This is a genomic window from Allobosea sp. P5_A5 (assembly GCF_056400625.1).
On sequence record NZ_JBFUKY010000001.1, the window covers coordinates 614436 to 639133 of the forward strand.

Annotated in this window: 25 protein-coding genes; 21 read left to right on the plus strand and 4 right to left on the minus strand. The window is 64.4% G+C overall.

Annotation, left to right across the window (positions count from 1 at the left end; translation table 11 throughout):
- Positions 1–41: 41 nt before the first annotated feature.
- On the minus strand, positions 42–1088 hold the full coding sequence (locus tag AC1DR6_RS02955; RefSeq protein ID WP_476827672.1) for an ABC transporter substrate-binding protein: 1047 nt from the start codon (positions 1086–1088) through the stop codon (positions 42–44).
- A 115-nt stretch (positions 1089–1203) separates the two neighbouring features.
- Here AC1DR6_RS02955 and AC1DR6_RS02960 point away from each other — a divergent pair, with 115 nt between their 5' ends.
- The 11 genes from AC1DR6_RS02960 to AC1DR6_RS03010 all read left to right on the plus strand — a co-directional run bounded on the left by AC1DR6_RS02960 (position 1204) and on the right by AC1DR6_RS03010 (position 11716).
- Complete coding sequence (locus tag AC1DR6_RS02960; RefSeq protein ID WP_476827673.1) at positions 1204–2124, plus strand: LysR family transcriptional regulator; 921 nt, start codon at positions 1204–1206, stop codon at positions 2122–2124.
- A 173-nt stretch (positions 2125–2297) separates the two neighbouring features.
- Positions 2298–3641 (plus strand): acyclic terpene utilization AtuA family protein, encoded by a 1344-nt coding sequence (locus AC1DR6_RS02965; protein ID WP_476827674.1) that lies wholly within the window; start codon positions 2298–2300, stop codon positions 3639–3641.
- A gap of 1 nt (position 3642) precedes the next feature.
- The gene (locus tag AC1DR6_RS02970; protein WP_476827675.1) at positions 3643–3966 is read left to right on the plus strand and encodes a DUF4387 domain-containing protein; all 324 of its coding nucleotides are present in this window, start codon (positions 3643–3645) and stop codon (positions 3964–3966) included.
- Between the two features lie 12 nt (positions 3967–3978).
- Positions 3979–5049, plus strand: coding sequence for an ABC transporter ATP-binding protein (locus AC1DR6_RS02975; RefSeq protein ID WP_476827676.1), 1071 nt, complete (start codon positions 3979–3981; stop codon positions 5047–5049).
- Positions 5046–5900: an ABC transporter permease gene (locus AC1DR6_RS02980; RefSeq protein WP_476827677.1), complete on the plus strand. Its 855-nt coding sequence runs from the start codon at positions 5046–5048 to the stop codon at positions 5898–5900. The genes AC1DR6_RS02975 and AC1DR6_RS02980 overlap by 4 nt, the downstream gene beginning before the upstream one ends.
- On the plus strand, positions 5897–6706 hold the full coding sequence (locus tag AC1DR6_RS02985; RefSeq protein WP_476827678.1) for an ABC transporter permease: 810 nt from the start codon (positions 5897–5899) through the stop codon (positions 6704–6706). Before AC1DR6_RS02980 ends, AC1DR6_RS02985 begins: the two co-directional genes overlap by 4 nt.
- Positions 6707–6764: 58 nt before the next feature.
- Positions 6765–7985 (plus strand): CaiB/BaiF CoA transferase family protein, encoded by a 1221-nt coding sequence (locus tag AC1DR6_RS02990; RefSeq protein ID WP_476827679.1) that lies wholly within the window; start codon positions 6765–6767, stop codon positions 7983–7985.
- Between the two features lie 11 nt (positions 7986–7996).
- Positions 7997–9148 (plus strand): thiolase family protein, encoded by a 1152-nt coding sequence (locus AC1DR6_RS02995; RefSeq protein ID WP_476827680.1) that lies wholly within the window; start codon positions 7997–7999, stop codon positions 9146–9148.
- A complete protein-coding gene (locus AC1DR6_RS03000) occupies positions 9145–9555 on the plus strand; it encodes a Zn-ribbon domain-containing OB-fold protein (RefSeq protein ID WP_476827681.1) in 411 nt (136 codons plus the stop codon). Before AC1DR6_RS02995 ends, AC1DR6_RS03000 begins: the two co-directional genes overlap by 4 nt.
- Before the next feature lie 17 nt (positions 9556–9572).
- The gene (gene lhpI, locus AC1DR6_RS03005) at positions 9573–10517 is read left to right on the plus strand and encodes a bifunctional Delta(1)-pyrroline-2-carboxylate/Delta(1)-piperideine-2-carboxylate reductase (RefSeq protein WP_476827682.1); all 945 of its coding nucleotides are present in this window, start codon (positions 9573–9575) and stop codon (positions 10515–10517) included.
- 50 nt (positions 10518–10567) lie between these two features.
- Positions 10568–11716 carry an MFS transporter gene (locus AC1DR6_RS03010; RefSeq protein ID WP_476827683.1) on the plus strand — a complete coding sequence of 383 codons (1149 nt, stop codon included), beginning with the start codon at positions 10568–10570 and terminating at the stop codon, positions 11714–11716.
- Here AC1DR6_RS03010 and AC1DR6_RS03015 read toward each other — a convergent pair.
- Positions 11713–12633, minus strand: coding sequence for a LysR substrate-binding domain-containing protein (locus AC1DR6_RS03015; RefSeq protein WP_476827684.1), 921 nt, complete (start codon positions 12631–12633; stop codon positions 11713–11715). The genes AC1DR6_RS03010 and AC1DR6_RS03015 overlap by 4 nt on opposite strands.
- Positions 12634–12739: 106 nt before the next feature.
- On the opposite strand from AC1DR6_RS03015, the gene AC1DR6_RS03020 reads away from it, so the two are divergent.
- The 8 genes from AC1DR6_RS03020 (at position 12740) to AC1DR6_RS03055 (ending at position 21609) form a co-directional block, all read left to right on the plus strand.
- Positions 12740–13603 carry a transporter substrate-binding domain-containing protein gene (locus AC1DR6_RS03020; RefSeq protein WP_476827685.1) on the plus strand — a complete coding sequence of 288 codons (864 nt, stop codon included), beginning with the start codon at positions 12740–12742 and terminating at the stop codon, positions 13601–13603.
- Positions 13604–13684: 81 nt separating this feature from the next.
- Positions 13685–14884, plus strand: a complete 1200-nt coding sequence (locus tag AC1DR6_RS03025; protein WP_476827686.1) for an alpha-hydroxy acid oxidase — start codon at positions 13685–13687, stop codon at positions 14882–14884.
- Complete coding sequence (locus tag AC1DR6_RS03030) at positions 14881–15597, plus strand: amino acid ABC transporter permease (protein WP_476827687.1); 717 nt, start codon at positions 14881–14883, stop codon at positions 15595–15597. Before AC1DR6_RS03025 ends, AC1DR6_RS03030 begins: the two co-directional genes overlap by 4 nt.
- Positions 15594–16394, plus strand: a complete 801-nt coding sequence (locus AC1DR6_RS03035) for an amino acid ABC transporter permease (RefSeq protein ID WP_476827688.1) — start codon at positions 15594–15596, stop codon at positions 16392–16394. The genes AC1DR6_RS03030 and AC1DR6_RS03035 overlap by 4 nt, the downstream gene beginning before the upstream one ends.
- Positions 16391–17146, plus strand: a complete 756-nt coding sequence (locus AC1DR6_RS03040) for an amino acid ABC transporter ATP-binding protein (RefSeq protein ID WP_476827689.1) — start codon at positions 16391–16393, stop codon at positions 17144–17146. Before AC1DR6_RS03035 ends, AC1DR6_RS03040 begins: the two co-directional genes overlap by 4 nt.
- A 26-nt stretch (positions 17147–17172) precedes the next feature.
- Positions 17173–18195 (plus strand): C-terminal binding protein, encoded by a 1023-nt coding sequence (locus AC1DR6_RS03045; protein ID WP_476827690.1) that lies wholly within the window; start codon positions 17173–17175, stop codon positions 18193–18195.
- A 139-nt stretch (positions 18196–18334) separates the two neighbouring features.
- Positions 18335–18892 (plus strand): RraA family protein, encoded by a 558-nt coding sequence (locus AC1DR6_RS03050; RefSeq protein WP_476827691.1) that lies wholly within the window; start codon positions 18335–18337, stop codon positions 18890–18892.
- A 1268-nt stretch (positions 18893–20160) separates the two neighbouring features.
- A complete protein-coding gene (locus AC1DR6_RS03055) occupies positions 20161–21609 on the plus strand; it encodes a cryptochrome/photolyase family protein (RefSeq protein WP_476827692.1) in 1449 nt (482 codons plus the stop codon).
- A gap of 19 nt (positions 21610–21628) precedes the next feature.
- Here the strand turns inward: AC1DR6_RS03055 and AC1DR6_RS03060 are convergent, their stop codons facing one another.
- Positions 21629–22417 (minus strand): SDR family NAD(P)-dependent oxidoreductase, encoded by a 789-nt coding sequence (locus AC1DR6_RS03060; protein ID WP_476827693.1) that lies wholly within the window; start codon positions 22415–22417, stop codon positions 21629–21631.
- A gap of 158 nt (positions 22418–22575) precedes the next feature.
- Here AC1DR6_RS03060 and AC1DR6_RS03065 point away from each other — a divergent pair, with 158 nt between their 5' ends.
- Together AC1DR6_RS03065 and sseA are read left to right on the plus strand one after the other, a co-directional pair.
- Positions 22576–23292, plus strand: coding sequence for an alanyl-tRNA editing protein (locus AC1DR6_RS03065; protein ID WP_476827694.1), 717 nt, complete (start codon positions 22576–22578; stop codon positions 23290–23292).
- A 16-nt stretch (positions 23293–23308) separates the two neighbouring features.
- Positions 23309–24166, plus strand: coding sequence for a 3-mercaptopyruvate sulfurtransferase (sseA, locus tag AC1DR6_RS03070; RefSeq protein WP_476827695.1), 858 nt, complete (start codon positions 23309–23311; stop codon positions 24164–24166).
- Positions 24167–24187: 21 nt separating this feature from the next.
- On the opposite strand, the gene AC1DR6_RS03075 is transcribed toward sseA, so the two are convergent.
- Positions 24188–24679 (minus strand): class I SAM-dependent methyltransferase, encoded by a 492-nt coding sequence (locus AC1DR6_RS03075; RefSeq protein ID WP_476827696.1) that lies wholly within the window; start codon positions 24677–24679, stop codon positions 24188–24190.
- Positions 24680–24698: the final 19 nt, after the last annotated feature.

Sequence of the window (24698 nt, forward strand, 5' to 3'; positions counted from 1 at the left end):
GCTGCAGCCCATTTGTCAGGTCCTAGTCCTGGCCGAAACGCCTACTTCTTTGCGACCACCGTGCGATTGAAAGCCTCGATGATCGCGGCCCGGTTGGCGTTGATCTTGACCCAATCCGGGAGGGCGAGGCTCTTGATTGAGCCGTCGGCGCCCCATGGCATGCGCTGCTTGGCGTTTTCCGACAGCGCCACATTTGTGGTCGCCGGGCCGACATAGATGCGCTCGGCCATGCACTGCGCTGGCGCCGTGCCGATCGCATAGTTCATGAATTTCTCGGCCAGCGCCTGCTTCTTGCTGTTGGCGACGAGATGGAGGCGGATGTCGCCGCCAATTGCACCCTCTTTCGGCACGACGAAGGCGATCGGCAGCTTTTGGTCGCGCAGGGCGTAGGCCGAACTCGCATAGTGCGCTCCGACGACGATCTCGCCGCTCTGGAACAGATTGGTGCCTGCCCCTGCCGTATCGAAATAAGCGGCGACCTTGAGTTGCTTGAGCTTCTCGAAGGCCGGGGCAACATTGTCGATGCTGCCGCCCGTCAGGCCCGCCAGATGCACGATGAACGGAACGCCCATCGCGTTGGAGGGACTGGGGAAGGTTACCGCGCCGGCAAATTCGGGCTTCCACAGATCGAGCCAAGACACAGGCGCCTGCTTGATGTCGCGCGCATTGTAGGCCAGGCCCAGCGAATAGAAGCCCGTGCTGAGCGCGAAGATCTTGCCGTCGGCGCCCTTGTAGACGCCTTCCGGGATCATGCCGGACACAGCGGTTACCTTCGTTGGATCGACGGAGGCGATCACCCCGTCGCCAGCTGCAATCTCGGAGACGCCGCCATCGATCCAGACCGCGTCGAGGGTAGGCGCGTCCTTCTGCTGGCGCAGCTTGCTCAGCGTTACCCCGGACACGCCCGGCTCGGGCACGACGCGGATCGAGGTGTCGCGCGTGAAGGGATCGATGATGCAGGCCTGCATCGCAGCGCCCCACTCGCCGCCATAGGTCGCGACCGTGATCGATTCCTGCGCCATGACGGCGCCCGGCGCAGCCGCCAGCAGCGCAACAAGCGCGGCCTTCGACAGCATGTATGAATTCATCCCCGGCATAGCTTCTCCTTCGCCATTTTGGCATCGTTCCCCTGGTCCACGCATCAGGCCGCGCCGGGCGCGCAGCATCAAATTGAAATCAAGGCATCTGAGATAACCTCCGGCTATGAATATCCGCCAACTCGAAGCCTTTAAGGCGATCATGGAGCTCGGCAGCTTCACCCGGGCAGCCGAAAGGCTCGGCCTGTCGCAGCCCGCAGTCAGCAAGCTGGTCTTCCTGCTGGAACGGCGATGCGGCTTCGCGCTGTTCCATCGGCAGAAGAACGGCGTGATTGCGACCGCAGAAGGCCAGATGCTCCATTCGGAGGTGAAGCGGGTCTTTCTCGGCGTCGATTCCGTTTCGGCTCGCGCACGCGCGATCAGGGATTTTGACTATGGTAAGGTCAATGTCGTTTGCTATCCGTCGTTGGCGTCGCGTGTGCTGCCGCCGATCCTCGGCGGATTTCTAAAATCCCGGCCGGGCCTGCGCATCGAAATGTCGAGCCGCAACTCGTGGCTCCTGGTCGAGACCATGGCGACGCAGGGGCTCGACGTCGGCTTCGGCATGTTCGCACTCGATCGCCCAGGCGTCCGTTTCGACAAGCTGTGCTCGATGCGGGCTGTCTGCGTCCTGCCGCCGGATCACCCGCTGGCGGCGCGAGAGATCATTCATGCCGGTGACCTGCACAATGCACGCTTCGTCGGCATGGTCGACGAAGACCGCGCACAGCTCCAGATCGACCAGGTCTTCAGCGAGAGCGGATCGGAGCGCAACATCGTCATCAAGGTGCAGCTGACGGAAGCCTGCTGCTCCTTCGTCTCAAGCGGTGTCGGCGTTTCCATCGTCGATCCGTTGAGCACGGAGGGCTTCGGCAGGGACGAACTGATCGTGCGCCCATTTCGCCCGGTGGTCGATTTCAACATCTGGGTCCTGACGCCAAGCTTCAGGCAGCCCTCGCTCGCAACGCAGGCGTTGATCGACCATGTCCGCCTGCAGCTCGCCGCAAAGCTAGCCGAGATGGCGAGATCGATCGGGGACGAGCCGTAAGCGCGGCATCGCCTTCGGCGTCACGGCGCTTACGCATATCCGCTGGTTATGGCTGACGCCGAACAAGCTATTTGACCCTTGCCGCGGGTCGCGGCCTCAATGGCGGGCATAACCGACACACGGCGCGGAGCTGGCGCATTTCCAGCATCGGCGGCCCGTCGAACGAGGCTCAGATGACTGCCATTACCGTACTCACGCCGACTGGGACGCTGGGATATGGCTTCGGCGACGAAGCGCTGGCGCGCGGCATGTCGCTGAATCCGGCGGTCATCGCCGTCGATGCCGGCTCGACCGATCCCGGTCCGCATTATCTTGGCTCCGGCAAGCCGCTGGTCTCCGACGTCAGCATCAAGCGAGAGCTGACGTCCCTGATCATTGCCGGCCGGCAGGCGGGCATTCCCATCATCGTCGGCAGTGTCGGCGGCGCCGGATCGGGCGTTCAGGTCGACCGTACCGCCGCGCTCGTCCGCGAGATTGCGCTCGAAAACGGACTGTCATTGAAGCTTGCCACGATCCGCTCCGACATTCCGATCGAGCGGGCGAAACGCGCGGTCGCCAGCGGCGAGATCATCGATTTCGAAGCCGGCTACACGCTGACGCAAGAGGCTCTCGACGAGACCGTGACCCTTGTCGCCCAAATGGGGCACGAGCCGATCTGCGCAGCGCTCGACGCCGGAGCGGACGTCATCATCGCCGGGCGTGCCTGCGACGATTCGGTGATCGCTGCCTATCCTATTTGGAAAGGCGCCGATCCCGCTTTGGCGATCCATATGGGCAAGATCCTCGAATGCGGAGCCTTTTCGGCCGAGCCGTTCGCGATGGACGTCATGCTCGGCACGATCCACGAGGACAGCTTCGTGCTCGAACCCGGCAGCATCAACCGGCGCGCCTCGGTGAAATCGGTTTCGGCGCACTCGCTCTACGAACGCGAAAATCCGTTCAAGCAGGGCGGCCCCGGCCACGAGATCGACCTGTCGGCATGTTCGTTCGAGCAGCTCGGCGAGCGCCAGGTTCGCGTCAGGGGCGCGAAGTTGACCAAAACAGAGGATTATTACGTCAAACTCGAAGGCGCCCGCCTCGCAGGATACCGCTCGATCTCGATCGCCGGCATCCGCTGCCCCACGACGATCGCCGCGCTGGACGGCATTCTCGATCAGCTCAAGGAGCGGGCGAGCGCGTATTTTGCTCCCCTGCCCATTTCGATCCAGTTCCACGTCTATGGCCGCGATGGTGTCATGAAGGAGCTGGAACGGGAATCCGGTCCGCAACGCGAGGTCGGGCTGGTGATCGAGGTCACGGCCGCGACGCAGGAGCTGGCGCACGCCGCTTGCCACCAGATCAGCGGCGCGATGCTGCACCATCACTATGATGGCATCATCAACCCCTCGGGCAATCTCGCCTTCCCGTACTCGCCGTCGGACCTCGATGTCGGCCCCGTCTACGAGTTCAGCGCCTACCACCTGATGAAGGTCACGTCGCCGACCGAACTTTTCCCCGTTACCTTCGAGGAGCTCTGACATGGCCACCCGTCCCCTGCGCGAGATCGCGGACATCGTCCGCAGCAAGAACGCCGGCCCCTACCGGATCACCTTCGACATCCTGTGCAAGGAGAAGGCGAACTACGAGCTGATCCGGTCATCAGGAGCGATCACACCCCAAACGGTCGCCAAGGCCTATGGCCTGCCGGTGTCTGAGATCTCGTCCTTCTTCGAGATCGACATGGCCAACGCCATCAAGATCACCATCAAGCGGCCGCGAGCCCAGGGCTCGTCCGGCGAAGGCGACATGTATGGCTGCCAGCAGCACGTGCCGCTGATGAATATCCAGATCCCAATCACCTGATTGCCGGCACGCATGTCGAACAGCTTCATCAGGGTCGACCACCTCACCAAACGCTACAGCGATCTGGTGGTGCTCAACGACATCTCGCTCGATGTCGCGGAGGGCGAATTCCTGGCGTTGCTAGGGCCTAGCGGGTGCGGCAAGACGACTCTGCTGCGCTCGATCGCGGGCTTCGTCGAGATCGGCGAGGGGGACATCCTGATCGACGGACGCTCGATGAAACGCCTGCCGCCAAACCGCCGGCCAGTGAACACCGTCTTCCAGAACTATGCGCTGTTCCCGCATCTCACCGTGGCCCAGAATGTTGCATTCGGCCCGCGCCGAGCCGGCGCCAGCGCTCGCGCCGCGGGTGCGATCGTGGAGGAATGCCTGGCCACAGTTGGGATGAGCGCCTATGCCGAGCGCTTTCCGACCCAGCTGTCCGGAGGCCAGCAGCAGCGCGTGGCGCTGGCGCGCGCAATCGCAAACAAGCCTAAGGTCCTTCTGCTTGACGAGCCACTCGGGGCGCTCGACCTGAAGCTGCGCAAGCAGATGCAGATCGAACTCAAGGCCCTCCAGCAGCGGCTTGGCATCACCTTCATCTTTGTGACGCATGACCAGGAAGAAGCGCTGGTCATGGCCGACCGCATTGCCGTGATGGAGTCAGGCCGCATCGCGCAGATCGGGCCCGGGCGCGAGATCTACCATGCCCCGGCCGAACGCTATGTCGCGGACTTCATCGGCGATGCCAATCTGCTTGAGGCGGAGGTCGCCGCGACCGGCGATCTCGACCTGCGCGGCGGCTTTTCAGTCCCGGCGACGCACAAGGCAGCGGTCGCGGCCCAAGTGACCTATCTGCTGCGACCCGAGGCTATCACGGTCAGCGCAGTGACGCTCCCGACCGCTACCGGAGCCGTCGCCGTTCCGGCGCGGGTGACGGATGTCGTGTTCGTCGGCAATGCGTTGCGCATCTATGCGGTGACGGCGGGCGGGCTCGGGTTCGTTGCGCAGCAAACCGCGACGGTCAGTGCGGCCTCCTTTGCGGCCGGCGACGCGGTCACGCTCTCCTGGCATTGCGACAGCGGTCAGGTCCTGACCCGATGAGAATCCGCAATTTCTGGGCTGCGCTGATGATCGGCGCTCCGCTCGCGTTCATGGCCGCATTCTTCCTGGTGCCGTTTGGCGTCGTCGTGATGGCTAGCTTCCAGGACAGGGCCGGCGCCTGGAGCCTGGCGAATTACGCGCGCATCCTCGGCGACAGCTACTATCCGAATGTCCTCTACGTCACCTTCAAGCTATCGCTCCTGGCAACCCTGGTGTCGTTCCTGATCGGGTATCCGATCGCCTATTACATCGTAGCCGTTGTACAGAGTCGGGCGGCGCGGCGGTTCTGCTACATCCTCGTCATCATGCCGTTGTTCACGAGCAACATCGTGCGCTCCTTCGGCTGGATGATCCTGCTCGGGCGGCAGGGCCTGGTGAACACGACGCTGATGACGCTCGGACTGACCGAGCGGCCAATGCCGATCCTCTTCACCGAGCTGAGCATTGTGATCGGCCTGACCTATATCCTCGTGCCCTTTATGGTGCTGACGGTCGCTGGCGTGCTGCAGACGATCGACCGGTCGCTGATCGAAGCCTCGCTCGACCTTGGCGCAAGCCGCATTGCAACCTTCGCCAGGGTCACGTTCCCACTCAGCCTGCCCGGTGTCGTCGCCGGCTCGCTCATCGTCTTCACCCTGGCCGTCAGCGCCTATGTCGTCCCCAGCATCATGAGCGGTGGCCGGAGCGTGGTGATGGCGATGTCGATCTTCGAGCAATACGGTTCGCTCTTTGATTTCAACTTCGGCGCGGCGCTTGCGGTCGGCCTACTCGTGGTGACGTTGGTCCTGATCGCGTTCTCCCTCCTCTTCATCGAGCGGCAGCCCTCCGGCCGCCAGGTGGTGAACGGATGATGACGCTCTCGGAACGCATCGGCCGTTTTCTGCTGGTGGCGCTAGTCTGGGCCGGTCTCGCCTTCCTTGCACTTCCGCTGATCATCATCGTCGCCATCTCGTTCACCGAGACCGAATATCTGACCTTCCCACCAGTCGGCTTCACGCTACGCTGGTATGAACGCTTCCTCGCCGACACCTCCTATCTGGACTCGATCGGCCTCAGCGCGTCGCTCGCCTTCGCCTCGACGGCCATCGCCGTACTCATCGGCCTGCCGGTGGCGCTGGCGATCACGCGCAGCTCGCTGCCCGGCATGCGCATCGTCAACACGATCTTCCTGGCCCCGCTCATCCTGCCGACGATCGTGATCGGCGCGGCGCTGCTGCAATATGCCAGCATGCTCGGCTTTGCCCGCAGCTACACGGCGCTTCTCGTCGGCCATGTCGTGATCGTCGTGCCCTATATCCTGCGAACTGTGCTCGCCTCACTGGCGCGCTTCGACAGGACGCTCGAGGAGGCTGCGCTGGACCTCGGCGCTTCAGGGTTCTCGACCTTCTTCCTGGTGACGCTGCCTATCATCAAGCCCGGCCTGGTCGCAGGCGCTCTGTTCGCGCTGATCATCTCCTGGATCAATGTCGAACTGAGCATTTTCAACACCACAGCGGCGCTGATGCCGATCCCCGTGAAGCTGTTCAACTACGTGCAATACGCCATCGATCCGATGGTCGCCGCGATCTCGGCCGCAACGATCTATGTCGCGATCGTCGCCGTCGTGCTGCTCGACGTCTTCGTAGGCATCGACCGCGTGGCGGCCTCGCAAAAATAAAACGGCGCCGTTGCCCGACGCAGACGTCAAACCATTCCACCGATCGCACAGGCCCGCCATGACCCAAACGACAGACTCTGCCCCGGCGCCAGCAGGCGCGCTATCCGATCTCAAGGTCCTCGAATTGGGCTCGATGCTTGCGGGGCCCTTCGTCGGCTCGATGCTGGGCGACTTCGGCGCGCGCGTAATCAAGGTCGAGAAGCCCGGCAAGCCCGATGCTTTACGGGAATGGCCGCCGCACAAGGACGACGTGGCCCTGTGGTGGAAGACCATGGCGCGCAACAAGCACGCCGTGACACTCGATATCTCGCGGCCCGAGGCGCGCGATCTTGCCCTCAAGCTCATCGGCGAGAGCGACATCGTCATCGAGAATTTCCGTCCCGGCACGCTTGAGCGCTGGGGGCTCTCGCCGCTTGAGCTGAGCGAACGCTTCCCGCGCATCGTCTGGGTCCGCGTCAGCGGCTGGGGCCAGACCGGCCCGAACAAGGATCAGGGCGGCTATGCCACGATCGCCGAGGCGTTCTCCGGCCTGGCCTCGTTTACCGGGCATGCAGACAAGGGGCCCACCGTATCGGCCTTCCCGATGGGGGACTATCTGGCCGGGATATTCGGTGCATTCGGAGCGATGGCGGCGATTCATCGACGCGAACAGACCGGCAAGGGCCAGATCGTCGATGTGGCGCTGTACGAGCCGCTGCTGCGGATCATCGAATCCGTCGTGGTGCGCTTCGACCAGACTGGCCAGAAGAAGCCGCTCCTCGGTAACCAGATGGAAGAGGACGTGCCGCGCAACGTTTATGCGACGGCCGATGGCGGGGCGATAGCGATCAGTTGCGGGTCGCAACGGATCTATGAGGGCCTCGTCGATGCGATGGAGCGGCCCGAACTGAAGTCCGATCCGCGCTTCGGCAGCATGGCGGACCGGGTGACCCATCGCGACGCGATCGATGGCGCAGTCGCCGCCTGGATGGTGACGCAGACGACCGAACAGGCGCTCGCCAAGCTGGTCGCCAGCAAGGTTGTCGCCGGCAAGATCAACGACATCGCCGATGTGCTGGGCGATGCCCATGTTGCGGCACGAGAAGCGATCCGGACGATGGTCGATGAACAATTGGGGCCGATCCGTATGCCGGCTCCGGTCCCCAAACTGAGCGAAACCCCCGGCACGATCCGCTGGACCGGCCGCGACCCGGGTGCCGCCAACGACGAAGTGTTTGGCGGTTGGCTCGGCCTCTCCGCGGGCGAACTGGATGCGCTGCGGCGCGGCAACATCATCTGACCGAGGACGATATGACGACGAGCAGTATCGGAATAGCTGGCTACGGCCACACGGCCTATAAGAAGCGGACCAGCCGCACGCTGTTCTCCTTCCTGGCGGAGGCAGGGCGGAACGCTCTGGATTCGGCCGGCCTGACCTTCAAGGACGTCGACGGGCTGGCGATTTCCTCCTTCGAGCTCCCGCCCGACAACACCGTGACAACGGCAGAGCAGTTCGGCCTCTCGATCTCCTGGGCCTATCTCGGTACGGCGGGCAGCGCCGGCCCGATCGCCAGCGTCATCAACGCCAAACATGCGATCGAGAGCGGACAGGCAACCACCGTCCTCTGCATCGCCGGCGACAACTACGATGTCAGCGGGCATTTCAAGCTGATGGACAATTTCAGCCGCGGCCTGCGCAATTACGGCACGCCGACCGGATTTGGCGGCGCCAACGGCCTGTTCGGCATCATCCAGCGCAAGCATGCGGAGACATATGGCACGCGCCGGGAAGATCTCGGCAGGATTTCCGTGGACCAGCGCCGCAGTGCCCGGCAGAACGAACACGCCCTGCTGCGAGGGCCGATGACGATCGACGACTACATGAATGCGCGCGTCATCGCCGATCCGATCTGCCTCTATGACTGCGTGCTGCCCTGTGCCGGCGCCGAGGCCGTCGTGGTCACGACCCTGGACCGCGCCCCGCCCGGAAAGGGCGTCAGGATCCTTGCCGGCTTCGAGCGTCACAACCATCCGCCGATGGAGGTCGCGCCGCTCCGGGGCGGCTGGGAAACCTTTGCTGGCAAGCTCTACGACAAGGCTGGATACGGTCCGGAGGACATGGATCTCCTGCAGCTCTACGACGACTATCCGATCATGGTCGCGATCCAGCTCGAGGATCTGGGGTTCTGCAAGAAGGGCGAAGTCAGCGCCTTCCTCGCGAAGAACAGCTTTTCATGGGACGGAAGCCTGCCGTTGAATACCGGCGGCGGCCAGCTCTCCTGCGGCCAGGCCGGCATCGCGGGCGGCCTGCTCAGCGTCACTGAGGCCGTCCGGCAATTGCGTGGCGAGGCGGAAGGCCGCCAGGTCTCCAACGCCCGGCGCGGGCTCGTGGCGGGATATGGCATGGTCGGCTATGGCCATGGCCTTTCCGCCAGCAGCATCATCCTGGAGGTCGTGCAGTGATCGAGAAACCCGACTATCCGCAGCCCTTCGAGGATGAGGACAACGCGGCCTTCCTAGCCGGATGGCGCGAAGGCAAACTTCTCCTGCAGCGCAGCCGCGAAGGCGGGCCGGCCTTCTTCTATCCGCGCCCGATCTGTCCCTATACTGGCTCCACAGACCTGATCTGGACAGAAGCCTCAGGACGTGGCGAGATCGTGTCCTTCTCGCTGATTACCCGCCCCAACCATCCCTCCTTCAACGAGGAAGTGCCGATCATGCTGGCCGAGATCGCACTCGAAGAGGGGGCGAGCCTACTCGGACGCGTGATCACGGCGGATCCGGCTGCCGTGAAGAGCAAGGCAAAGGTCGAGACGCTGCCGTTGCCGGAGGCGGCGCGCTATCCGCTTCCGACCTTCCGCATCGTCTAGCCATCCGGAGCCTTGCGATGCCTCATTTCAGCGACAGCGACGTTGCAGCCGCACTCGACTGGCCCTCGCTGGTCGAGGTGCTCAGGGACGGCTTCCGGCGCGGGGCGACAAGCCCGGCGCGCCCGCACTATACGGTGCCGGTGCCGGGCGAGCGCGATGCGACCCTGCTGCTGATGCCGGCCTGGAGCCCGGGCCGGTATATCGGCCTCAAGACGGTGACCGTGTTCCCGGACAATGGAACACGCGGACTACCAGCGGTCGGCGCGCATTACCTGCTCATCGATGCGCGGACCGGCGCCATCGCGGCGACATTCGACGGCGGTGAACTGACTGCGAGGAGGACCGCCGCTGCCTCCGCCCTGGCCTCGACCTTTCTGTCGCGGCCAGCGTCGCGGCGCTTGCTGGTGGTCGGAACCGGACGGCTCGCGCCGAAGCTCGCACAAGCCCACGCCACAGTCAGGCCCATCGAAAGCGTGCAGGTCTGGGGTCGCGATCCCCGCAAGGCGGAAGAAATCGTCGGCGTGCTCGCCGGACTCGGTCTCGGCGCCACGGTCGCCGGCGATCTGGAACTGGCCGTACGGGAGGCAGACATCATCTCCTGCGGGACGCTGGCCGCCGATCCCCTGATCCATGGCGCCTGGCTACAGCCCGGTGCCCATCTCGATCTCGTCGGCGCCTTCACGCCGACGATGCGAGAGGCCGACGACGAGGCCATCATGCGTGCGCGCGTTTTCGTCGATACGCGCGAGGGCGCGCAAGCGGAGGCCGGCGAGATCGTGCAGGCGATCGCGCGCGGCGTTCTCCTCCCCCAGGACATCGCCGGCGACCTTTTCGACCTCACGCGGGGCGCCGTCGCCGGGCGGATGGCCGACGACGACATCACGCTGTTCAAATCCGTCGGCTGCTCGCTGGAGGATCTGGTCGCCGCCGAGCTCTGCCAGGGCCGCGGCCCTCGCCCCTGATCGCAGAGGCCGGCAGCTTGGAGGGCTCGCCTTCACTACCCGAACCGGTCATGCCCTCGGAATGGGGGCTGGTCGGCATCTATGCGCTGACGGTCTTGGCGCGCACGATGGTGATCACGCTGATCCCGGTCGTCGCCTATGCGATGCTGGGGACGGCACAGCGGGTCAGCGAACTCTATTTCGTTGCCAGCCTCTTCGGCATCGCCGCGAGTGTTGCTTTGCCTTGGCTGTTGTCGCGGCTCGGCCGCTCGATGGTCCTGATCGGCGCGGCGGCGAGCGGGGTCGGCTCGGCCGTGGCGCTTGGTACCGCCTCTGGCTTCGGACTGGCCATCGGCCTCGTTCTGCATGTTCTGATGGTGCTGACCTTCGAGAACGTGATGAGCCTCTATGTCCTGCAATATGTTCCCCGGCGCATCCTCTCCGCATTCGAGCCGAGGCGGATCTTTCTGGCCGGTGCGAGCTATGCGATCGGGCCATGGCTCGGCGTCTCTCTGGCGCAGTCGACCTGCCCCTGGCTGCCACTGGCGACAAGCGCATCCTGCGCCTTGCTGACGCCGCTGCTGCTCATGCGGCTGAAGCCACAAGGCCCGACGCCCCCGGCCCAAGCCGCATCGATCGCGCCGAGCAGGGCCGATCTGGGCCGGTTCTGGGCTCAGCCGCGTCTCCGTCTGGCATGGCTGCTCGCGGTCGCTCGAGCGGCGTGGTGGTGCATGTATCTCGTTTATGCGCCGATCTTCGCCATGAGCTACGGGCTTGGCCTGTCCGCAGGCGGCATGCTCGTGTCGCTCGGCTCGACATTGCTGCTGCTCGCACCGCTCTGGGGGCGGCTTGCCCGTCGATTGGGCACGCGCAACGTCCTGATGTCCGGCTATGCCCTTTGCGGCCTGTGCACGATCGCCGTCGGTCCACTCACAACACTTAGCGCCTACGGCGCGGCAGCGATGCTGCTCGTCGCTGCCTTCGCGATGAGTGCCATCGACGGCATGGGCAATGTCCTGTTCCTGCGCGCGGTGCGCCCCCATCAGCGCATGCGGATGACGCCCATCTTCAGCACCTATCGCGACGTGGCGCAGATTGTTCCCGCCGGTCTCTTCGCGGTGCTACTGCTCGTCCTGCCATTGCCTGTCGTCTTCATCGCCTCCGGCGTGATGACGGTGGCGGCTTCCGGTCTCTCGCTGTATTTATCCCGTCGGTTCTAGCGCTGGGCGTCGTCTCCCGGCTCTATGTCCGCCGTGAACTTGGCCAGTTGTTCGCGCAGGAAAGTCACGAAACCTTCGACGAGATTGAAGGGGCGCGACGCCTTGGGACGGATCAGCCATATGTCGAAATAGACCGGAGGCTCGAAGCGGCGGATCGCGACCGTAGCGTCTTCGTTGTTGTGCGCGCTGATCGGATCGACCAGCGCAACGCCGGCATTGGCCGCGACGAACGAGAAGGCCGTCTCCGACTGGCCCGCCTCGATGCGCGAGCGGCGCTTAACCTTGGCCTCGTCGAAGACGCGGTCGATGATGAGGCGCGAATGATCCTGCTGTCCAAGCGAGACGAAATCCTCGCCGGCCAGATCGTCGGCATTGATCACCTCTTGCCCGGCCAGCCGGTGCGAGTGCGGCAGGATGCAAAGACCCCGCAACCGCTGCAGATGGATACTCTCAACTTCGGTCCGATCCCCCGGCAGGAAGCTAAGGCCGATATCGACATGCTGTGCTGCTACCGCATCAATCAGGCTGCGGGAGCGCATGCTCTCGAGGCGAAAGCGGGTCTCTGGATGGGCGAGGCAGAAGGCCCAGACGATTCTGGGCACGATCTTGCGCGCGATCGCGGGGAAGGCCGCCAAGCTCACCGCCCCCCAGCTCTGCTCGCGCAGCGCCGCCGCGACCCGCGCGATCTGACCCACGCCGACGAACATGCGCTGCACCTCGTTGTAGAGCGCTTCGGCCTCGCGCGTCGGCGCGATCTTGCTGCCCTGGCGCTCGAACAGCCGGAAGCCGCAATCGCGCTCGAACTGCGCGATCAGCTGGCTGACGGCAGGCTGGGAAATACTCATTCGCTCCCCGGCACGGGTGACGCTGCCGGTGGCCATCACGGCCTGAAATGCCTCGATCTGGCGCACATTCATGACGCTGTATAAGACCTACTTATTCTGATCAGAGAATTATCTATTGGGAAATTATGCAACACAAGGTGATGCTCGTTCATAAGCGCCGGCCTCGATCGCCGGGATCATGAGCGCTCTCAATAAAGGGGATTTCGTCTTGCCGGGTTTCAAAACAACGCTCGCTGCCATCTCCCTGTTCGCTGCTGGTCTCGTGGTCGGCGCCGCACATGCCGACCAACTCGACCGTGTCAAGCAGCGCGGCAAGCTCGTCGTCGGCATCCGCAACGACTACAATCCCTTCGGCTTCCTCGACGCCAAGGGCCAGAACACCGGCTTCGAGGTCGATCTCGCCCGTGCGGTGGCAAAGGACATGTTCGGTTCAGAGACCGCGATCGAGATGGTCCCGGTTGTCGCGTCCAACCGGATCGAACTGCTAAATGCCGGCCGCATCGACGTGATCTTCGCAACACTCGGCAAGACGGCAGACCGCGGCAAGGTGATCGAATTCACCGAGGAATATTATTCCATGGCCGGCATGGTGCTGCTGTCGCCGAAGGAAGCGACCTACAAGTCCTGGGAAGACATCCGCGGGAAGAAGATCTGCGGTAGCCAGGGCAATCTCTACAACCGCATGCTGGCAGAGAAATGGGGTGCTGACCTCGTCCTCTTCGTCGGCACCGCCGAGATCTACAACGCCTTCCAGACTGGCCGCTGTGAAGCGATCGCCTATGACGGCCCGAACCTTAATACGAAGGTCACGGAGGATGGCTGGAAGGACAAGTACAAGATCGCGCTCGACGCCTTCGAGTTCATTCCAATCGCAGGCGGCGTCCGCAAGGGCGAGCCCGCCTTCCTCAAGGCCGTCAACACCGCGATCCTGAAGGCGGAAGGCGCCGGCCTTATGGTCTCTGGCGAAAGCAAGTACAGCCTCGGCACGAGCGACTACGTCGCCAAGCGCCAGATCGAAGGCAAGAAGGCGCTATCCCAGTAAGCGCTTCCGCAAACGCTGCGGTCCGGGTCTTCGGGCTCGACCGTACCGGCTTACTCTGCCGACATCAGGACAGGCTCGACCATGCACGCCGTCACAGCCCCAGCGCCGGTCGGGCTCCGCTCCGTCCGCGGGGTGGCCAATCTGGCGGAGTTCGAGGCACGCGCCGGGCGCGTGCTGCCGCCGGCCATGCACCACTATGTCGCGGGCTATGTCGAGGACGGCGAAAGCCATCGCCGCAATCTCCGAAGCTTCCAAACGCGCGCCTTCGTGCCGCGCGTTCTGGCCGACGTCTCGGCCCGCTCGGCTGCGACCTCACTCTTTGGACGCAGCCATCCCTATCCCTTCGGCATTGCCCCGATGGGCTCAAGCCGCCTTATCGCCCGCGACGGCGACGTCGTACTGGCCAAGGCAGCGGCTCGGGCCGGCCTCCCTTTCATTCTCAGCGGAGCGTCATTGACGCCGATGGAAACGGTTCGCGCTGCCGGCGCCACGAGCTGGTTCCAGGCCTATATTCCCGGCGAGCCCGAGCGCATCACGGCCTTGATCGACCGTGTCGGGACAACGGGATTCGATACTCTCGTGGTGACGGTCGACACCGCGGCGCATGGCCAGCACGAGCTGGCAGCACGACACGGCTTCCGTTTCCCGGCTCGCATCGACCCCGATCTGGTCTGGCAGGGTGCGACGCATCCGCGTTGGCTCTGGCAGGTCCTGCTGCGCGATGGCCGGGCGGGCATGAAGCTGCGCTTCGAGAACATGGACGCGGCGCCCGGGCCGCCGGTATTCTCCAAGACGCTCGTCCGCGACATCGGCCGACGCGACGCGCTGTCATGGCAGCATATCGAGACGATCCGGCGTCGGTGGACCGGCAAGCTCGTCGTCAAGGGCATCATGGCTGTGGAGGACGCTAGGCTGGCCGAGGAGCACGGCGCCGACGGTATCATCATCTCCAACCACGGCGGCCGCCAGATCGACTGCGCGGTCGCGGCGCTCGATGCGCTGGAAGCGGTTGCGGCCGAGAACCTGTCGCTGGCGGTCCTTTATGATGGCGGAGTCCGGCGCGGCTCGGACGTGCTGAAGGCAATCAGGCTCGGCGCCGCTTTCGTCTTCGTCGGCCGCCCCTTCTTGCAGGCTGCGGCCATCGGCGGGGAGGCCGGAGTCTCACATGCGCTCGATCTGCTAGGCCGCGAGATTGACCTAACAATGGCGCTGCTCGGCATCGCGAGCCTGGACGCCCTGAAGGACATCGCAATCTGCCACGACCTCGCGGCCGCGGCATGAGCCTCGATTTCGCATGGCTTTCTGATCCGCTCTACCAGCACTGGCTGCTGCGCGGACTGGGCAACACCGTTCTAATGAGCCTACTCGGTATCGTCATGATGTTCGCGGTCGGGGTCGTGGGCGCTGCCTGCATCCATTTCCGCGTGCCGGTGCTCGACACGCTGACAACGATTCTGGTCGAGCTGTTCCGCAACACACCGCCGCTCGTCCAGCTCTTCTTCCTGTATTTCATGCTGCCGGAGATCGGGCTCTCTTTCACTGACCCGCAGACTGGGCGCAGCGTCCCACTCTTCACCGGCTTCACATGTGTGGTGCTCTCGCTTGGTTTGTACAACGGCGCGATCGCGGTCGAGATCATCCGGTCCGGGCTGTTGGCCGTGCCGAGCCAGACGGTCGAGGGAGCGCGTTCGCTGGGCTATTCTCGTCTGAAGACCTTCCGCTATGTCGAGCTGCCGATCGGCTTGCGGCTCAGTGTGCCAGCAATGACCAATAACATCGTCAGCCTGATCAAGACGTCTTCGCAGGCGGCGCTCGTGGCGGTCGCCGACATCATGTACGGCGCCACGCAGATCATGGTCGAGACCTTCCGCAACCTTGAGGTGATGCTGCTGATTTGGGCGGTCTACGTGCTGATCGCCAGCCTCGCCGTCTTGGCCATCCGAAGGATCGCCTCCGTGTTCCGCATGCCCGGCTACGGGGCGGGCGTCTCATGAACAGCGAATGGAAAGCCTTCGTCTTCGGGATGATCGGCGTGAACCTCGTTCTCGCCCTGGTGCTGGTGCTGGTCTATGGCGGCCAGACCCAGGCGACGCTGGCGGCGCTCGGAGCGCGAGTGCCGCTGCTGCTGAGCGGCAGCCCTGATTTCGGCAGCTTCGAAGGCGGCTTCGTCGCCAACGTCGCGATCAGCCTATGGGCCTTCCTGTTGGCGGGCATCGGTGGCACGGCGCTCGGCATAGCCCTAATCGCGCAGAACCCCATCGTCAGCGCACCTGCCTCGCTGCTGATGAACATCCTGCGCAACTCGCCCTGGCTCGTTGTGCTCTATGCGATGCTCTATCTGCTGCCTTTCGAGATCGACGCCTTCGGCACCACGCTGTACCTCTCGCCCGTGGTCAAATCAGTGATCGGCCTCGCCTTCCCGGTGACGGCCAACATCGCCGAGGTCTTCCGCGGCGGCATCGAGGCGATCCCCAGCGGCCAGTGGGAATCGGCCCGCGCGCTCGGCTATCGCCGCCTCCAGATCCTGCGCTACGTCGTCGTGCCCCAGGCGCTGCCTCTGATGACGCCAAACCTGATGACGACCTACGCCATGCTGTTCATCGGCACGAGTTTGGTCGTCGTCACGGGCGCTGCCGACGTTCTCGCGATGGCGCGCACGGTGATCGGCAGCGACGGCGCGCATCTGGCGACGGCAGTCTACATCTTCGTCCTGTTCCTGTTTTTTGTTTTCGCCTTTCCCATCGCGATCCTGACGCGTTGGCTGGAGCGCCGCGTGCGATTGCCGTCATGAAGCCCAACACAAAGGATGCCCCGCTGATCTCGTTGCGCGACGTGCGCAAATCCTTCGGCACGTTCCCGGTGCTGAACGGGGTCTCGCTCGACGTGAAGGATGGCGGCGTCGTCTGCATCATCGGCCCGTCCGGCTCAGGCAAATCCACCATCCTGCGCTGCATCAACGGCTTGACGCCGATCGATTCCGGCACGATCCGCGTCGGACAGTTCGCCGTCGAGACTCTGCGCAGCGACAAGGCGCTGATCCCGCTGCGCCGCCGCGTTTCCATGGTGTTCCAGCAATACAATCTCTTCCCGCACCGCACGGTGCTGCAGAACCTCTGCATGGCGCCGGTCCAGGTGCTCGGCGAGAAACCCGAACCGGTGCGCGCGCGTGCGCTCGTGCTTCTCGCCAAGGTGCGGCTGACCGGCAAGGAGAGTGCTTTTCCCGGCGAGCTGTCGGGCGGCCAGCAGCAGCGCGTCGCGATCGCCCGCGCACTTGCCATGCAGCCCCACGTCATTCTGTTCGACGAGGTCACGGCCGCGCTCGATCCAGAGATGGTCAGCGAGGTCCTGGGTGTGATCCGCGATCTTGCGCGCGACGGTATGACCTGCGTGCTGGTGACCCACGAGATGCGCTTCGCCGAGGAGGTGGCCGACGAGGTCTTCTTCACCGACCGTGGCGTCATCGTCGAGCACGGTCCGCCCAAGCAGCTCTTCCACGCACCGTCCGACGAGCGCCTCAAGGGCTTCTTGGAGAAGGTGCTGTAACCCACCCGACGGAAGGACTGACTGTGATGCCTCCCTTGAAAATCCTGGTACCCGACGCGCATCTGCGCGACCTCGACATCGAGCGCGCTATTTCCCGGGACAAGCTGAATTACATCGTGTTCGACGAGACCGATCCGGCCGCGATCCCGGACGAGATCTGGCGCTCCTGCGAAGGCGTCCTCGTCTGGCACCGGATGAAGCTGACCGCCGACGTCGTCGCCAAGCTCGACAAATGCCGCCTCATCGTACGCGTCGGCGTCGGCCACGACAACGTCGACAGCGCCGCCTGCCGACGGCGGGGCATCCCGGTCTCCAACGTCCCAAACTACGGCACGACCGAGGTTGCCGACCACGCGCTGGCGATGCTGCTCTACCTCACCCGCGGACTAGGGACGTACGAGAAGCGGCTCAAGGCCGACCTCGTCACCGGCTTCCTGGCGGAGGACGCACCGGTCGTCAGGCGCATTCGCGGAGGAATCTTCGGCGCCATCGGCATGGGCCGCATCGGCACGGCCATCGCCCGGCGTGCGGCGGCCTTCGACATGAAGGTCATCTATGTCGACCCCTATGTGCCCGAGGGCCACGAGCTTGGTCTGGGCATAGAGCGGGTGAGGTCGCAGGCGGAGTTGCTGGCACGCTCGGACGTCGTCAGCCTGCATGTTCCGCTGTCTGACTCGACGCGCAATATCATCGGCGCCCCGGAACTAGCCCAGATGAAACCAGGGTCAATTCTGATCAACGTCGCCCGCGGCGGGCTTGTCGATGTAGATGCGCTACACGATGCGCTGAAAGGCGGCCATCTGTCCGCAGCCGGCCTCGACGTGCTGCCGAAGGAGCCGCCCATTCCGGCACCCGCGCTGGTCGAGGCGTGGCGACGGGACGAGGCCTGGCTCGCTGGGCGCTTCGTGCTCACCCCGCACGCCGCATTCTACTCCGAGGCCGGCTATCTCGACATGCGAACCTTCTCCGCCGAAATCCTGCTCGAGTTCCTGTTTCACGGGCGGCTGCGCAACAACGTCAATCCCGGCTGGGAAGTCAGGGCGGCCTGATTTCCTTCCTTTTCCAACGAACAAGAGCAACAGGGCCCAGCACATGGCTTTCAAGCAGAACCCCGCCGAATTCAGACGTCTTGATGCCGCCGAGCTCGACGCATGGCGCGCGATCCCACCGGCAGTCGCATCCGATTGCATGAACCGGACGCAGGCGATGAGCGCGGCGATCAAGCCGATTTCTCTTGGGCTCAAGCTATGCGGCCAGGCCCGGACGGCGACGGTCATGGCGGGCGATTGCGGGCCGATTTGCTCGCTGATCAGCATCGCGCAGGTTGGTGAGGTTCTTGTCGTCGATGCCGGCGGTGTCGAAGATACGGCGGTCTGGGGCGGCGTCATGACCGAGGAGGCCGTGCACCGCGACCTTGGAGGGGCCGTTGTCGATGGCGCCGTGCGGGACGTCGCGGACATGCGCAAATCCGGCTTCGCGATGTTTTGCAGTTCGATCGTGCCGCGCGGGCCGCATCACGGGTTCGGCGGCGATATCGACGGCACTGTCGCCGTCGCCGGCGTGCCGATCCGTAGCGGCGACATCGTGTTGGGCGACGATGACGGCGTGGTGGTCGTGCCGCTGGAGCAAGCGGCGAGCGTGCTCGCGGCGGCGCAGGCTCACTTGATCAAGGAGGAAGGGTGGGTGTCGGCCATCCGCAGCGGCGTGTCGATCCCTGAAATGTTTGCGCTTCCGTCTGCAGGCTGAACCTTGGCTATTCCGCGAACCAGGATCGGCAGGAGCCAGCGTTGAACGATACGGTCAGTCAATCAGCATCCTGAGGCGGCCATCGGCGGGGTCTGCCGCTGCACGACGCAAACGTTCAATACGCTCGCGGCTGGCGAGAAATGCATCGCAAGAGGCGCGGCAGGTCGCGCGCCATAGTCGATAGCCTGAAGTCAGACGCCGCAAAAGCGGACGTTGCAAACGTCGGCAAAGGGCCACAACCGCCGGCCGCTCGGATCGGGAAAGTAGCGCCCACAGCAGACAATCGGACTGTGCCGGACAGCGGCCCGGTCGACCCTTAGGCGAAGTCCCGGAAGGCTACGAAGCGACCGACAGCCATTCGGCGCATATTCGCATATTGGGGTTGCGAAATGTGGGCTCAGGTCACCCGGCCGACTACAGCGCCCTTCCCCAGAATGACGGCTCATCTGTACCGAGGTTCTCTGTCTGGGCCCTGGCGATATGGGAACAGGAGACTGGTTGGAAAGTGCGCTTGTTTGAGCGGCAAGAGTCAACGCGTTCGCCGTTTCTCGCAATCAGGTATCGTCACGGAGGCGAATGCAGGTTTCTCTGGTCGCTCCCCTTCGGCGTAACGCGCTCGACGTTTCTTCAGCTCGGCGGCTTCGACGAAGCTTCCAAGGCTATGGCGCCGAAGACACTGATTTTGGATTTGCGGCTCAGGCCGCCGGCTTCGAAATTCTCAACGATATCGGCCAAGGCCGGAACTCCGCTTCAGTGGCGACGCGTCAGCGCACCAATAACAGTCGATTGTCGATTGGATTGCACTTTTATTTACAGGGGCGGAATAACCTTAAATGGGGCCTACGTAGCCACCCGCATGCGACGTAATCTTCAGCTATCGCGGCAGGCGTGATCTCATGCCCGCCACGCTCACTATCACTGAGCCCGCCCCAGAACGTCGGGTTTGGCGATCAGAGTGCCCGTGGCAGGTAGTCGCATCCTCGTATTTATGGTGGGATAGATCTTGGAAAGCCTAGCGCGCTCGATTGATGGCATCTTTGTTGGCATCGTTTCACAGCGACTTACCCCAGGTGCCGACAAATCAATGGGATGAGCGAAAAACCTGTCTCCTGCTCCGGGAGCCAGCTATTTACAGGGCTTGTCACGGCCCCGAAACAATCCTCAAAAATTGAGCTCGGTAGCAAATTGGTAGCAGCCGCAGATGGGCTGCGGCCTTGGGCAACTCTTGCGGCCTTGCGGCGTTCCTGACCTCGTCCTAGCGAGGCTTCATGACACGCGCACTGCACTGGTTCCGGGACGATCTGCGTCTCGCAGACAATCCCGCATTGACGGCCGCTTCTGCGGATGGGGCGGTGTTGTGCCTCTACATTTTAGACGAAGGGGGCGACCGCCAAGCGCCGGGTGGGGCCTCCCGCTGGTGGCTCTCACGATCGCTGGGAGTTCTCGCTGCCAAGCTCGACGAGATGGGCAGCGAGCTCATCGTGATGCGCGGAGACCCGGCGACAATTCTGCCGCGGTTGGCGGATACGATGCGAATCGAGCGCATCACCTGGAACCGACGCTATGATGCCGCCTCCATCGCCCTCGACACGGCGCTGAAGGAAAGGCTTTCCGGCGCCGGCGTCGAAGTGCTGAGCTTCAATGGCAGCCTGCTCAACGAACCCTGGGAGGTCATGAGCAAGGCCGACCAGCCCATGAAGGTGTTTACGCCTTACTGGCGCGCTGCGCGCGAACGAGGCGAGCCAGCCGCTCCCTTACCGGCGCCGCGAAAGCTGGAAAAGCTCGCCCTCCCCCAAGCCGCCGGGCCTTCGCTGGCCGTGGCAGACCTCGCGCTTGAGCCGAGCGAGCCCGACTGGGCCGGGGGAATGCGTGAGGCCTGGACGCCGGGCGAAGCAGGAGCGCAATCCCGGCTCGAAGCCTTCATCGGTAGCGGACTTGCCGCATATGCCGAGGATCGCAATCGCCCCGACCGCGACGGGACCTCTCGGCTGTCGCCGCATCTGCGCTTCGGCGAGATCAGCCCGCGCCAGATCTGGCATACACTGGCGATGGCGCGGCAGGCCGGTGAGGCAGCGGGCTCCGACACCGATGCGGAGAAGTTTCTGTCCGAGATCGGCTGGCGGGAATTCTCCTACCAGCTGCTGTTCTACAATCCCGAACTTGCGACCCGGAACTATGATTCGCGCTTCGATGCGTTTCCCTGGCAGGCGAATGCCGAGGCGCTCCAGCGCTGGCAGCGCGGGCAGACCGGCATTCCTCTGATCGACGCCGGGATGCGCCAGCTCTGGCACATCGGCTGGATGCACAACCGCGTCCGCATGGTCGTGGCCTCCTTCATGATCAAGCATCTGCTGCAGGATTGGCGCGAGGGCGAGGCCTGGTTCTGGGACACGCTGGTCGATGCCGACCCCGCCAACAACGCCGCGAGCTGGCAATGGGTCGCCGGTTCCGGCGCCGACGCCGCGCCCTATTTCCGGATCTTCAACCCGGTCACGCAGGGCGAGACCTGGGACCCGCGCGGCGACTATGTCCGCCAATGGATTCCCGAACTCGCGAAGCTGCCGAAGGATCTGATCCACCAGCCGTGGAAGGCGAGCGCGAAGGCGCTGCAGGAAGCCGGCGTCGAACTCGGGAAGACTTATCCCAAGCCGATGATCGATCTCGGTTTGGGCCGCCAACGCGCGCTGGATGCCTTCGCCGTCATCAAAAACGGCTGATCAGCAGCCTTCGCCGGCCTCAGATTCGCTTCGCGACCTGGCGCATCAGCCAGAAATACACGGGATAGGGCAGGACGCGGGCAGCCTTCAGCAGCCATGCCAGCCTGCGGGGGAAAGTGATCTCGAAGCCACTTTTGGCGAAGCCGTCGACGATCCGCGACGCGGCATCCGTCACATCCATCAGGAACGGCATCGCGAAGCGGTTGCGTTCGGTCATCGGCGTGTTGACGAAGCCCGGATTGACCACCTGCAGGACGACCCCCTGCCCCGCGCAATCCCCGCGCAACGATTCGCACAGATGGATGACCGCAGCCTTCGAGGCACCATAGGCCGCGGCGCCCGGCAAGCCGCGATAGCCCACCACCGAGGCCGTGACGGCGATCTGCCCCCTGCCCCTTCGACTCATCGTCTCAAGCACGGGAGCCAGGCTGCGGACCACACCGAGAATGTTGACGGAGAATGTCGATTCGGCTGCGGCGAGATCGAATCCCGGCTTGCGTTCGGCCGTGCCTGTCGCGACGCCGGCATTTAAGAAGGCAAGCGCGATGGGTCCGTGCACGGCCGCGATCGTCTCGACCAATGCCGACATGGCAGCAGCGTCGGTGACGTCCCCCGCATGAGCGATGATTCGGCCTGACAGCGCTTCCGCCTGCCCGGCGAGGTCCTCGAGGCGATCGAGCCTGCGGCCCGTCGCGGCGACCGTCCAGCCGCGTCGCGCGAGCTCGAGGGCAACGGCTGCCCCGATGCCGGAGCTGGCCCCGGTCACCCAGGCGACGCCATCCTGCGGCGTCATGCGTGGCAGCGCCATGGTGATCCCCTTGCCTCGTCCACTTCCGATATAAACGGCAGAGACGTTGCGGAAAGATATGCGCAAACGCGCAGGAGCTGTCTCGCTTGCCCCGTAGCGCCCACGATACACTTCGTGCAGTCTTTCGGCGCACTGCTTTGCCGACTGGATCGCTGACGATGCCGACAGACCTGCTCTTCCGCCAGGATGCCTACCTCCGGGAAACCGAAGCCACCGTCGAGGCGGTCAACGAGCGCGGCGGCATCATCCTCGACCGTACCGTGCTCTACGCCACCGGTGGCGGGCAGCCCGGCGATGCCGGGCTTCTCCGTCGCGCTGCTGGTGGCGAAATCGGCATCGGCGCCGCAATCTACGACCCCGAAGACAGGAGCCGCGTCCTGCATGTTCCGCTCGACGGACAACCCGCACCTCAAGCCGGCGAAGTCGTCACGGTCGTGCTCGACTGGGACAAGCGGCTGAAGCGCATGCGGGTCCATACCGCGCTGCATCTGCTCAGCGTCGTCCTGCCGTTCCCTGTCACGGGCGGTTCCATCGGCGATGGCGATGGCCGTCTCGATTTCGACATTCCCGAAGGCGGCTTCGACAAGGAGGACGTGATGCAGCGGTTGAACGCCCTCGTCGCGCGTCATGCCGATGTGACCGAGCGCTGGATCACCGACGCGGAGCTCGACGCCAATCCTGGCCTCGTCAAGACGATGTCGGTGAAGCCGCCTCGCGGCTCCGGCCGCATCCGCCTCGTTGCGATCGGCGACATCGACCTGCAGCCATGCGGCGGCACGCATGTGCGCAACACCGCTGAGATCGGCCTTGTCGCCGTCACGGATATCGAGAAAAAAGGAAAGCAGAACCGGCGCGTCCGCATCTCGCTGGTCTGACGAGACCGAGGATATCATGGCTTACGACGACATTTTCGTTTCGACGGACTGGCTGGCCGAGCGCATCGATGCGCCGAATGTGATCGTTGTCGATGGCTCGTGGTACCTGCCGGCACAGAACCGCGACGCCGCTGCGGAATATGCCGAGCGGCGCATTCCTGGCGCCGTGCGCTTCGACATCGACGCGGTCAAGGACACCGCATCCGACCTGCCTCACATGCTGCCCAGCCCAGAGGCATTCGCCGCAGCGGTCGGCGCGATGGGCGTCGGCGAGGGCATGACCGTCGTTGTCTATGACGGGCCGGGCCTTTTCTCGGCGCCCCGCGTTCGCTGGACCTTCCGCACCTTCGGTGAGCGCAGCGTGTTCATTCTCGAGGGCGGTTTCGCGAAATGGGAGAGCGAGGGCCGGGCGATCGAGCATGGTCCGCCCCGCGCCCGTGCCGCGCGCAGCTTTACCGCTCGGCTCGACCATTCCGCCGTTGCCGGCGCGGATGATGTCGCCGAGGCTCTCGCCTCCGGCGCCGCTCAGATCGTCGATGCCCGCCCGGCGGACCGCTTTCGGGGCGAAGCGCCCGAGCCCCGCCCCGGGGTCCGCTCCGGCCACATGCCCGGCGCCTTTAACGTCCCCGCGACGGCTCTGTTCGCGAATGGCAGGCTCAAGGACCCGCAGGCGGTCGCTGCGGCCTTTGCCGAGGCTGGAATCGATCTCGACAGCCCGGTGATCACCAGCTGCGGCTCGGGCGTCACGGCCGCAATCCTCGCGACCGCGCTCGAATCGATCGGCAAGCCGGTGCGCGCGCTTTATGACGGCTCATGGAGCGAATGGGGCGCGAGCGGGCGCCCAATCACGACCGGTCCCGCCAAAGCGGGCTGAGAACGCGCTCCGGCATTCGCCTCAAGGCTGCATCCTGTAGGCGAAATAGCGCCCTTCGGGCACGCCGTCCGGCAACGCTATGGACTGCAAGGCTGGATGGCTCAACGCCCAGCCGCTCACGACGAGCGCATGCGGACGCGCCAGTGCCACGATATGCGCGGGCAGCCAGGCGAACAGCGTCGCGTCGCGCTCTGGCACGCCGGTGGTGACATCGGCATGGATCAAGGCGGCGGACGAGGCATGGCCGGCGGCAAAGGCCGGCAAGGTCTGCGCCATGTCTCCGACGATCAGCCTGTCCACCGGCGGCATCGATTTCGGGTTCGGGCTGGGATCGCGTTCGAAGACGTAGATCTCGCGGCCGGGCATTTTTTCACGCAGGTGGTCATAGGTGCGGCCGTTGCCGAGGCCGAGTTCCAGCGCAATGCCTTCAACGCCCTGCAGGCTGTCCACGGCCCAGTCGAGCACGCGGCGCTGCGCTTCCATGCGGCGGATGAAACTGTCGAGACGGCTCATCGCTTTCTATCCGCGCGAA